Annotated in this window: 8 protein-coding genes, 2 pseudogenes and 1 other annotated feature; of the genes and pseudogenes, 8 read left to right on the forward strand and 2 right to left on the reverse strand. The window is 37.2% G+C overall.

The annotated features are described in order from the left end of the window. Positions 1-150: 150 nt before the first annotated feature. The 3 genes and pseudogenes from ACEN3Z_RS10695 to ACEN3Z_RS10705 all read left to right on the forward strand — a co-directional run. Positions 151-2,241: pseudogene (locus ACEN3Z_RS10695) on the forward strand (PTS transporter subunit IIBC); the annotation flags it as partial. Positions 2,242-2,348: 107 nt separating this feature from the next. Beyond that, positions 2,349-3,188: an endonuclease/exonuclease/phosphatase family protein gene (locus ACEN3Z_RS10700; RefSeq protein ID WP_407090856.1), complete on the forward strand. Its 840-nt coding sequence runs from the start codon at positions 2,349-2,351 to the stop codon at positions 3,186-3,188. A gap of 91 nt (positions 3,189-3,279) precedes the next feature. Further along, positions 3,280-3,405 (forward strand): annotated as a pseudogene (locus tag ACEN3Z_RS10705) (IS3 family transposase); the annotation flags it as partial. A gap of 70 nt (positions 3,406-3,475) precedes the next feature. On the opposite strand, the gene ACEN3Z_RS10710 reads toward ACEN3Z_RS10705, so the two are convergent. After that, positions 3,476-3,901, reverse strand: a complete 426-nt coding sequence (locus ACEN3Z_RS10710; RefSeq protein WP_407090857.1) for a PPC domain-containing DNA-binding protein — start codon at positions 3,899-3,901, stop codon at positions 3,476-3,478. 73 nt (positions 3,902-3,974) lie between these two features. Beyond that, positions 3,975-4,454 (reverse strand): nucleoside deaminase, encoded by a 480-nt coding sequence (locus ACEN3Z_RS10715; RefSeq protein WP_235888769.1) that lies wholly within the window; start codon positions 4,452-4,454, stop codon positions 3,975-3,977. Positions 4,455-4,590: 136 nt separating this feature from the next. Here ACEN3Z_RS10715 and ACEN3Z_RS10720 point away from each other — a divergent pair, with 136 nt between their 5' ends. From ACEN3Z_RS10720 to gltX, 5 genes are all read left to right on the forward strand, one after another. Then, positions 4,591-6,075, forward strand: coding sequence for an alpha-amylase (locus ACEN3Z_RS10720; RefSeq protein WP_407090858.1), 1,485 nt, complete (start codon positions 4,591-4,593; stop codon positions 6,073-6,075). A 296-nt stretch (positions 6,076-6,371) separates the two neighbouring features. Further along, positions 6,372-6,932, forward strand: a complete 561-nt coding sequence (locus ACEN3Z_RS10725) for a dUTP diphosphatase (RefSeq protein ID WP_407090859.1) — start codon at positions 6,372-6,374, stop codon at positions 6,930-6,932. Between the two features lie 35 nt (positions 6,933-6,967). Then, positions 6,968-8,332 (forward strand): DNA repair protein RadA, encoded by a 1,365-nt coding sequence (gene radA / locus ACEN3Z_RS10730; RefSeq protein WP_235888772.1) that lies wholly within the window; start codon positions 6,968-6,970, stop codon positions 8,330-8,332. A gap of 52 nt (positions 8,333-8,384) precedes the next feature. Then, on the forward strand, positions 8,385-9,503 hold the full coding sequence (locus ACEN3Z_RS10735; RefSeq protein ID WP_138404238.1) for a PIN/TRAM domain-containing protein: 1,119 nt from the start codon (positions 8,385-8,387) through the stop codon (positions 9,501-9,503). A gap of 33 nt (positions 9,504-9,536) precedes the next feature. Continuing rightward, positions 9,537-11,015 carry a glutamate--tRNA ligase gene (gltX, locus tag ACEN3Z_RS10740; RefSeq protein ID WP_138404237.1) on the forward strand — a complete coding sequence of 493 codons (1,479 nt, stop codon included), beginning with the start codon at positions 9,537-9,539 and terminating at the stop codon, positions 11,013-11,015. 595 nt (positions 11,016-11,610) lie between these two features. Beyond that, positions 11,611-11,854 (forward strand) — a binding site (T-box leader). Positions 11,855-12,014 lie beyond the last annotated feature (160 nt).

Here is a 12,014-nt window from a genome sequence, read left to right on the forward strand (position 1 = left end):
GTAAGATGGGTGCAGGTCATTTGTGGTCACTCCTTTGTATTCTTTGGTCGGAATTACAAGTTGAGTGTACCACAAATGGCTGTTTTAGTTGTCTAGCTTAATTTTACAATCGGCGAATATAAAAAATAAAAGAAGACAAGGAGAAGAAAGATGAAAAAAATATTTAATTTTGAATTTTGGCAAAAATTCGGGAAAGCCTTAATGGGCGTTATTGCTGTTATGCCAGCTGCAGGATTAATGATTAGTATTGGTGGATCACTTCCTCTAATTAATCCAGATATGCAAGCTTTGATTTCGATTGGTAGTGTGATTGAGAATATTGGTTGGGCAATTATTGGAAATTTACATATCTTATTTGCATTAGCAATCGGTGGAAGTTGGGCAAAAGATAGAGCTGGGGGTGCCTTTGCTGCCGGGATCAGTTTTATTCTAATTAACCGAATTACAGGAGCGATTTTTGGCGTAACCAGTGAAATGTTAGCTGACCCAAATGCAGTAACACAAACATTATTTGGAGCAGAAATACCAATTGATGGTTATTTTGTTAGTATTTTAGAGGCACCAGCTTTAAATATGGGGGTTTTCGTCGGTATTATTGCGGGATTTATGGGAGCGGTTGCTTACAATAAATATTATAATTTTAGAAAACTACCCGATGCCTTATCCTTCTTTAACGGAAAACGATTTGTACCATTTGTTGTTATCTTATGGTCTTTAATTGCTTCAATTGTATTAGCGATTGTTTGGCCATTTATTCAAAGTGGTATTAATAGTTTCGGTGTATGGATTGCTGGATCACAAGACTCAGCTCCAGTCTTAGCTCCATTCTTATTTGGTACATTAGAGCGTCTATTATTACCATTTGGTTTACACCACATGTTAACTATTCCAATTAACTACACACCTCTTGGAGGAACCTATGAAGTATTAAGTGGTGCACAGCAGGGTACTATGGTATTCGGTCAAGACCCGCTATGGTTAGCATGGGTAAGAGATTTAATTAACTTAGATGCTGCTGGTGATACAGCAACTTATCAAGCATTATTTAATAATGTAGTCCCTGCTCGTTTTAAAGTCGGACAAATGATTGGATCATCAGGTATCTTAATGGGTCTATCTTATGCCATGTATAAAAATGTCGATAAAGACAAACTAAAAACACATAAATCAATGTATGTATCAGCTGCTTTAGCTGTATTTTTAACAGGTGTTACAGAACCACTTGAGTTTATGTTTATGTTCGCAGCTATGCCTTTGTATATCGTTTATGCGGTAATCCAAGGAGCAGCATTTGCGATGGCTGATATCGTAAACTTACGTGTTCACTCGTTTGGTAACATTGAATTGCTTACACGTACGCCATTAGCGATTCGTGCGGGACTAGGTATGGATTTAATTAACTTTGTTTGGGTAACCCTTCTATTCGGAATATTGACTTACTTTATTGCAAACTTCTTAATTAAGAAATTCAATTATGCAACACCAGGACGTAATGGAAATTACGAAGGTGGAGAAGTAGCATCTGAAAATGGAGAGCCTGTAGATGCTACACAACAAGTGTATGATATTATTCACTTATTAGGTGGTAAAGAAAACATTACAGATGTAGATGCTTGTATGACTCGCTTACGTGTTTCTGTTAATGATATTGATTCTGTTGGAGACGAAAACGCTTGGAAAAAAGCAGGCGCAATGGGGCTTGTGAAGAAAAATAAAGGAGTTCAAGCAGTTTATGGACCGAAAGCAGATGTCTTAAAATCTGATATTATGGATGTATTGAGCTCTAATGCACCTATTCCAGAATCTAAACTTGATGAAACACCTGAAATGGATGAAAAGGAAGTAGTGGCTACAGATTCAAAAGGACTCGCAACAGCAATTTTCCCTGTAGCAAAAGGTGACGTGCTTCCGATTACTGAAGTAAATGATGAAGTATTTGCTCAGAAAATGATGGGTGACGGCTATGCAGTGAACCCTTCATCAAATACAGTCGTCTCTCCAGTAGATGGTACAATTCAAAATGTCTTCCCAACCAAACATGCAATTGGTATTGAAACAGCAAGTGGAATTGAAGTACTTATTCATTTAGGAATAGATACAGTTGAATTAGAAGGTGAAGGTTTTGAAATCTTTGTTGAAGAAGGTCAAGGAGTCATTGCAGGAGATAAAATAGCTGAAATGGACTTGGCTTCGATTAAAAAAGCAGAAAAAGATACCACTATCATGGTTGTTTTTACGAACTTGACAGAAAATCAAGACTTTGAGTTCATTCAAACGAATGATATCTCCGAAGATACAGAGATTGGTCGAGTGAATGATAGAAACATTGGTTAGAATGGAGAAATAAATTGAACGTTTTAACACTGAATACGCATTCATGGATGGAAGAGGATCCAGAATTAAAATTAAGACAAATCGTTGATTATATTGCCAAAGAAGATTTTCAAATTATCGCTCTTCAGGAAATTAATCAAACGATGGAAGCGAAAGAAATTGTGGACGATTTATTTATCCAAGCTTCTGGAGAAATGTATCCTGTTGCTATAAAGGAAGATAACTTTGCATATCTCATCGTTCAGTTGCTAAAAGAGCGTGGACTTCATTACTATTGGAGTTGGACAGCCAATCATATTGGCTATGATGTGTACGATGAAGGTGTGGCTATTTTATCCAAAACACCTTTCAGTCCAGAAAGTTTCTTACTATCTGAAATATCGGATTATGCGAATCACTACACCAGAAGAGTTCTAAAAGGTAATGTAAGCCTTGAAGGTAAAGAATGGGTAGTCTTTTCATGCCACTACTCTTGGTGGTTAGATCCATCAGGTGATCATTTATTCAAGTATGAATGGGATAATACGCTTCCTCATATTGAAAAAGAGAGTCAGAAGATTCATCTTTTTATGGGTGATTTTAATAACGAGGCGAGGCTTAGAGATGAAGGTTATGACTATATAAAAACGACGGCTCCTCAATTAAAAGATGCCTATGTTCAGGCAGAAGAAAAGATTGGATCTGCAACCGTTTTGAGTGCTATTGACGGATGGGAAGGCCATACGGATGAAAAAAGAATCGATTATATCTTTACGGATTACCCGGGAGAAGTTAAAAATTACCGAGTTGTTTTTGATGGCAAAAAAGAACCCGTCGTGAGCGATCACTTTGGAGTAGCAGTTGAATTTAATTAAGTGTAATGAAGAAACCCGCCAGCAAATTTCTGCTAGCGGGTTTTTGAGTATCTATTAACTTCAGTAATTATTAAATATCTAGCCAGGCACCTATACTGAGCTAAAACAACGAATGGAAGACTACATTTATTACTATAACCATGATCGCATTAAACAAAAATTGAGTGGCTTATCTCCGGTTGAATACCGAAAACAAGACACTCAATTGTCTGCTTAATATTTAATTGAATAAACTCCAACTTTTGGGGTTCACTACACGCTCAAAAGAAGCAGCCTTGCTATTTTGTTTATTTATCAAAGTTTAATACGTTTAGACCCGTTTCGTCATCAACGGAACGTTCAACGGTGCCGTTAATAATATGGATAAAGATTTCGCCTGCAGCGCCAATAACGGCTTCATCTAAATCTCCAGCAAAAGCATCGCCTTTACTATTACCCACAATTGCATGGAAATGCCCATAATATTCGCCATCCATTTGAGTGACGTTACCTAACAAGGAAGTTAACTCTAAAAACTCATTAAATTCATTAATCTTATAATCCGAAGTGTCAAAATTATAAATGCCAATCGAAGCACTATCTAAGCCTCCGATACCATTCACTGTTGCGAGCGTTACATTTTCTTTTTCACAAACCGCTTGAATGGATTCTTTTACCTTTTCTCCGCGGTCTAAACGTAAAACGATGGTTTGATCAAAGCGTTTGTAATTCATAACTATCACTCCTCTTATCAACACGATAACGGAATTAAGTTTCAAACTCAATGAAAAGGGTTTCGTGAATAGGTTATTGGGAATGAAGTTGAATATGCAATTGACGAACAGCTTCAGCTAAGTCTGGATCAGGGCCATCAACATTTGCGTCGCGGATGACTTCTTCAATCGGTAGGTTATAAACAGGCGATGGGTCCACATTAAGTTCTTCTAGCCAGGTTGCTAGTTGCTTCGAAGAACTTGCATAGACAATCCGGTCCAAACCAACCCAAGCATGGGCAGCTGAACACATTGGACAATGCTCACCCGAAGTATAGACAGTTGCTTTTGCTCTTTCTTCTGGTTTCATATTTTGCGCAGCCCAGCGCGCAATCGCAAATTCGGGATGTTGTGTATGGTCGCCGCCCGAGACATGATTATAATCTTCAAATAAAGTTTCCCCATCTTCAGAAATAAGGACCGAACCGAACGGTTCATCGCCTTTTTCTAAGGCTAATTGCGCTAATTCAACACAACGATTTAAATATTTTTTATCATTTTCTGTAATCATCATACATCACTGCTCCTTTAATTGATTATACCAAAGAAAGGTAAATTACTTTCAATAATGCCTATTAATGTTTGCTTTTGGAATATTATGGTAAAATAAATATAATTTCAATATCAACTTAAAAGAAGCGAGGTATACAATGAATAATTTAAACAGTGTATTAATGCAGTATTTCGAATGGTACTTGCCAGATGACGGAAAACATTGGCAACGTTTAAAAGATGACGCAAAACACTTAGCTTCAATTGGGATTACGTCGGTTTGGATGCCACCAGCCTTTAAAGCAACAGGGACAAATGATCCAGGTTATGGTGTCTATGATATTTTTGATTTAGGTGAATTTGACCAAAACGGAAGTGTTAGAACTAAATACGGAACAAAAGATGAATATTTAGATGCTATTAATGCGTTGAAAGAGAACGGCATTAAGCCAATTGCAGATATCGTCTTGAACCATAAGGCAAATGGAGATAAAAAAGAGACCTTTACTGTAATGAAAATGGATCCAGAAAATCGCCAACAACCGATTTCTGAACCTTATGAAATTGAAGGCTACACGCATTTTAATTTCCCAGGATGTAATAAAAAATACAATGATTTTGAATGGCATTGGTATCATTTCTCAGGGCTCGATTATGATGCGCGTAATGACGAGACAGGAATCTTCCAAATCCAAGGTGAGAATAAAGGTTGGGCCGACAATGAAAATGTTGATGGCGAAAAAGGGAATTTCGACTTTTTAATGTTTTCTGACATTGATTTTGATCACCCTGAAGTCATTCAAAATGTTAAAGATTGGGCGAGTTGGTTCATTGAAACCACTGGTATATCTGGGTTCAGATTGGATGCGATTAAGCATATCGACAGAAAAGTTGTGGCAGATTTAGTATCTATTTTAACGGATGCAATGGGGGCAGAAAACTTCTATGTATTTGGTGAGTATTGGGTAGCCGACTATGACTCAAAAGTAGGCTATTTAGAAGATATTGAATATGGCTTTGATTTAGTAGATGTTAAACTTCATATGAACTTCTTTGATGCAAGTAAACAAGGGGAGGCCTATGATTTAAGCCAAATCTTTGATGGAACGCTGATGAAAGAAAATCCGTGGTATGCAGTAACCTTTGTTGAGAATCATGATACGCAACATGGGCAGTCATTAGAAAGCTTTGTAGAAGATTGGTTTAAACCGCTTGCTTATGGTATTATACTCCTAAGTGAATCTGGCTTACCTACGGTCTTCTATGGAGATTATTACGGTGTCGAAGGTGAGTTTGGTCAAACAAGTTTTCAAGAAATCATTGATAAGTTATTATTTATTCGCCGAACGTTTGCGTACGGTGATCAATATGATTACTTTGATGATGCGCATGTTGTCGGCTGGACTCGTCAAGGGAATGAAACTTTCCCAGATGGTTTAGCTACAGTTATTAGTAATAATAGCGGTGGAGAGAAACGTATGCAAGTGTCGACTGCCAAGCCAGGTGAAGTGTTTGTGGATTACTTAGGCCATCATGATGGTGAAGTAACCATTGAAGAAGACGGCTGGGGAACGTTCCCAGTAAATGGTGGCTCCATTTCAGTTTGGGCACCGCGAGATATTGAAGAACATTTAAATAAATAAAATTTACCAATTTAAAAGACAATATAAAAACCAAAACCCTGTATGTTTGTTAGACAGATTAGCGTATAATTTGTACCAGCTACATCTAACATACAAGCGGGTTTTTGGTTTTTATTTGAATGAGTAAACTTCACTCTAATCCAGATATAATGAAGTTCATAAATGGTTTAACATATTATAATACTTTATAGAGAGACATTCATAAATTAATCATAGAAAAAGAAATGCTTAGTCTCCATTTAAGGGCTGAAATTTGTTAGAATAGAATATAAGAAACTGATAGAAAGAGGATGACCATGACAGAAGAAAAATTACGTGGCTTTGAAGTAGTCAAAGCGTATTATGATAAAGATATTCAAATCCCACAACGCTCAACCACGCATGCGGCAGGATATGATATCGAATCAGCCGAGACAATTGTGATTCCAAGTATGGTGAAGCAATTACTCGGTTATTTTGCTGACGAATTCAGAAAAATCTTTAACATTGCACCAACGAAGCCAACTGAGACTGAGGAAAATTCAACTCTTTTGAAATCAACACTAGTGCCGACAGGACTTAAATCGTATATGCAAGAGGATGAGTACTTACAAATTGTGAACCGTTCAAGCAATCCTCTTAAACGCTTTTTAAGCTTGCCGAATAGTATCGGAATCATTGATCAAGACTATTATAATAATGAGAAGAACGAAGGACATATTTATGTTCAACTCATTAACTATGGTTTATTAGATTTCACGATTAAAAAAGGTGATCGTATTGCTCAAGGAATCTTTACGAAGTTTTTAAAAACAGATGGCGATGAAGGTGGCTTAACTCAACGTACAGGTGGGTTTGGTTCTTCAGACACTGAATAAATAAAAGGAGGATCATCGTGGCTAAAAAGAAATTAATGTATGAATGTTTAGCTTGTGGTTATGAATCTCCTAAATGGCTAGGTAAGTGTCCAAGTTGTGGTGCATGGAATCAGATGGAAGAAAAACCAGCTGATATTGTTGCTGCAGAGGGTAAAGACCAAATAAATGTCCAAACATCGAAGCAACGCCAAGAAGGTAGCGCTTTAAAATTAGACGAAATTGAATATACTCAAGAAGATCGAATGAGTACTGACTTTCAAGAGTTTGACCGAGTCCTCGGTGGCGGGGTTGTTGAGGGTTCACTCGTATTAATTGGTGGAGATCCAGGAATTGGTAAATCAACACTTCTTTTACAAGTTGCGATGCAACTCGCTCAAAAGCAAAAGATTTTGTATGTTACAGGTGAGGAAAGTTTTTCTCAAATTAAGATACGTGCAGAACGTTTAGAATTAAATAACGATAATTTCTACTTGTTAGCTGATACGAATTTAGCTTTAATTGCCCGTGAAATCCAACGTTTAGAACCAGACATGGTCGTGATTGACTCTATTCAGACAATGTCGATACCTGATCATACAGGAGTTGCTGGCTCTGTGTCACAAGTCCGTGAAGCGACCGCAATTCTAATGCGTATTGCTAAGTCAAACCGAATCGCAATTTTTATTGTCGGTCATGTAACTAAAGAAGGCAATATTGCTGGACCTCGTATGTTAGAACATATGGTAGATACGGTCTTATACTTTGAAGGTGAGAAGCATAACCGCTTTAGAGTCCTTAGAGCAGTAAAAAACCGTTTCGGATCAACAAATGAACTCGGTGTGTTTGAAATGTTAGACGTTGGATTGAAAGAAGTCGGTAATCCGTCACAACTCTTCTTGGAAGAACGAATTCCTGGAGCAACAGGATCAACGGTAGTTGCGGCCTTAGAGGGGACGCGGACCATCTTAGCTGAAGTTCAATCGCTCATGACACCGACTGTCTATGGGACTGCTAAGCGAACAGCGAGTGGGATTGATTATCAACGTATATCACTGTTACTTGCAGTGATGGAGAAGCATTGTAGTCTCTTAGTTCAAAACCAAGACGCCTTCTTTAAGATTACAGGTGGTATAAAATTAGACGAGCCCGCGATTGATTTAGCGATTGCGATGAGTATCGCTTCAAGCTATTGGAATAAGCCCACACAAGTGGATGATTGTTATATTGGTGAGATTGGCTTGACTGGAGAAATCCGCCGCGTGAGTCAAATCGAAGAACGTCTAAAAGAGACGGCTAAATTAGGTTTTAAACGGGTCTTTATTCCAAAGAATAATTACCAAGATTTAAAAGATGTTTTTGACATTGAAATTGTTCCTGTCAAAACCATTCAAGAAGCTGTAAGAAAAGTATTTCCACGCTAGCTACGTGAAAGTAAGATTATTAAGAGTCAAAATATGTTTAGGAGGTGACATAATGTATAAGAGAATTATTATATTTTTATCCATTATTATTGGATTAAGTTTTGGGGTATCTGTTGGTCCGCATTTGTGGGCAAATTTAAATATTCGTTTAAGTTACTTAAGTAATCCTTATATTAATGCTATTATTTTTGGCCTATTATTCATTCTATTGGGTACATTGACAGCCCCATTAATAGAGAAATCAGTGAAACGACTTATGGAAAAAATTAATCAATTATCAATTTCAAATCTAGTCTTAGGATTAATTGGGATTTTAATCGGTTTAATCTTAGGGTATTTAATTGCTTTGCCTTTTGCATCATTAAATATTCCTTTTGTTTCAGAAGTTTTACCTGTCGTATTATCAGTGACACTTGCCTTAGTAGGTTATAATACAGCAACTAGTCGTAAAGAAGAGTGGCAGAATTTCATTGGACAGTTTAGCAAGCCAGTAGGCGAAAAAGAGGAAAGTTCAGACAATCAAGTGTTAGAACGTAAGGCAGATGAGACGTTTAGAAAGTATAAATTACTCGATACGAGTGTTATTATTGATGGGCGGATTGCGGATATCGTTCACACAAACTTCTTAGAAGGTGTGTTAGTGATACCAAACTTTGTTCTTCAAGAGTTACAATATATTGCCGACTCTGCTGATTCATTAAAACGTGCCAAAGGACGTCGCGGACTTGACATATTGAATGAATTGCAGAAAAATGAAGTAGTACCGATTGAATTTTATGAGGGTGACTTCGAAGATATTGATGAAGTCGATAGTAAACTTGTTCGCTTAGCTAAATTAATTGATGCAGCGATTGTGACGAATGATTTCAACTTAAATAAAGTGGCTGAATTCCAAGCAATTCCAATATTTAATATCAATGAATTAGCGAATGCAGTTAAACCTGTATTAATCCCTGGCGAGGAACTGGAAGTATTAGTGATTAAAGCGGGTACTGAACGTAAACAAGGGGTAGCCTACTTAGAAGATGGTACAATGATTGTTGTCGAAGAAGGACAGCACTTTATGAATGAACGTATTTCTGTTGTAGTCACAAGTACCATTCAAACAGCAGCAGGGCGTATGATTTTTGCAAAACCTACACATTCAAGTGGTAGAATTGAAAGTAAATAAAATTAAATTAAAGATAAAAGGAGTTTGAATCGAATGAGTTCTAAAATTCGTGTAAGATATGCACCAAGTCCAACAGGAGAATTACATATTGGGAATGCGCGTACAGCGTTATTCAATTATTTATTTGCTCGCCATAACGGGGGAGACTTTATAATTAGAACGGAAGATACAGATACTCGCCGTAACTTAGATTATGGTGAAGCAAGCCAGTTAGATAACTTAAGCTGGTTAGGTATTGATTGGGATGAATCCCCATTAAACCCGGGTGAATATGGTCCATACCGTCAATCTGAACGACTAAGCATTTACCAACCATTAATCGATCAATTAATCGAAGAAGATAAAGCATATAAATGTTATATGACTGAAGAAGAGTTAGAAGCTGAGCGTGAAGCACAACGTGCACGCGGAGAAATGCCACACTATGGCGGACAACACTCTAATTTAACTCAAGAGGAGCGCGACGCATATGAAGCGCAAGGACGTGTTCCAGCGATTCGCTTCCGTGTTCCTGCAGACGAAGTCTATGAATTTGAAGATATGGTTAAAGGGAAAGTAAGCTTTGAATCAAAAAATATCTCAGGTGACTGGGTTATTCAAAAGAAAGATGGTATGCCTACTTATAACTTTGCTGTTGCTGTGGATGACCACTTTATGGAAATTTCTCACGTTTTACGTGGTGACGACCATATTGCAAATACTCCAAAACAAATGATGATTTATGATGCGTTTGGTTGGGAATATCCAAAGTTCGGTCACATGACATTAATTGTTAACAGTGAAACGAACAAAAAATTAAGTAAACGTGACGGTGGAATTTTACAATTCATCGAACAGTACCGTCGTTTAGGTTACTTACCAGAAGCAATGTTTAACTTTATTACGTTATTAGGTTGGTCACCAAAAGGTGAAGATGAAATCTTCTCTAAAGAAGAATTTATCAAAATCTTTGATGTTGATCGTTTATCAACCTCTCCAGCCGCGTTTGACGCGAAGAAATTAGATTGGATTAACAATACTTACGTTAAAGCTGCAAGCTTAGATGAGATTGTTGATTTATCATTACCTCATTTACAAGAGGCTGGTTTGATTGACGGTGAACCTGATAAGAAAGAAATTGAATGGGCGCGTAAATTAGTAAGCTTATATCACGACGAAATGTCATACGGTGCACAAATCGTTGATTTATCAAGTTTATTCTTCAATGATGATTTACATATTGATGAAGCTTCAAAAGAAGAGCTAAGCCAAGAGACAGCTTCTGTTGTTATCGACGCAATGGCTGAGAAATTAGAAGCTTTACCAGAAGCTGAATTTATTTCAGAAAACATTAAACCGTTAATGAAAGAGATTCAAAAAGAAACTGGCGTTAAAGGTCGCAAGTTATTCATGCCTATTCGTATCGCTGTCAGCGGACAAATGCATGGTCCAGACTTACCAAGCGTGATTGAAGTTTTAGGTAAAGAAAAAGCGTTAGATCACATTAAACAAGTGAAAACTCAAATGAATTAAACATATTTTTAATACAAGGATCCGACGCTGTCGGGTCCTTTTTGTTTTGGAGTTATTTCATATATTCCAGTGAGAAGGGTTCGGTGACCGTAGTGGAACGTCTTCAGCTAATCCCATCGACTTTCGTTAAGGGATATATCTTCCACCTCGCTGTACTACTGAATCCTTACGTGGCTCTGCTCCTACGGTTTCTAGTGCGTCCAGTCGTCTTGTTACTACGGTATCTCACACTCTTTTCACTTTCATAAACTCACTCTGTGATAATAATTTTAAATAATATATTTCTCTAGATTACTATTCAGCACGTTGAAGCGACATCAGAGAATTCATGTGCCATGCAAAGGACGAACTACCGCATTAGATTCTGTACGAACGAATTGAGTTACAGAATCAATAGGTAGTCGAATCGTAAGCTCTTTTATAAAAAGTTTTCAAAAAATCTGTAGAGGTTCTCATGGCATCAATGAATTCACTGATGAAGTGAAAAGATGTGTTTTACAAAACTTTTATAAAAAATATGAGATAACGGAAAGATTTCACTTGACTTCTTCTTATTTAAGAGTTAAATTATAATCAAATATTAATCAATATTTAAAGAAACACATCGAAGAGAAGAGTACTTACTGAAGACATGTAAAGAGAGCCCGGTTGGTGAGAAAGGGTCTAGTTAAAGGTAAGGAAGATGAGCTCTAAGTGGCTAGCATGGTTAACGCTATCTAGACGGGTGCAACCGTTATATTGCCGAATCTCAGATAGAGTTAGTTTATCTGGCATTGTTGAGGCAATCGTTGTAAAACGATTGTAAATTAGGGTGGTAACACGGATAATCCGTCCCTTTGTTTTTATAACAAAGGGACGGATTTTTTTATTACCCGCCGATTGTAAAATTAAGCTAGACAACTAAAACAGCCATTTGTGGTACACTCAACTTGTAATTCCGACCAAAGAATACAAAGGAGTGACCACAAATGACCTACACCCATCTTACCACGGATGAAC

Origin of the sequence: Ruoffia sp. FAM 26254 (assembly GCF_045528545.1) — a bacterium.
Classification (GTDB): Bacteria; Bacillota; Bacilli; order Lactobacillales; family Aerococcaceae; genus Ruoffia; species Ruoffia halotolerans.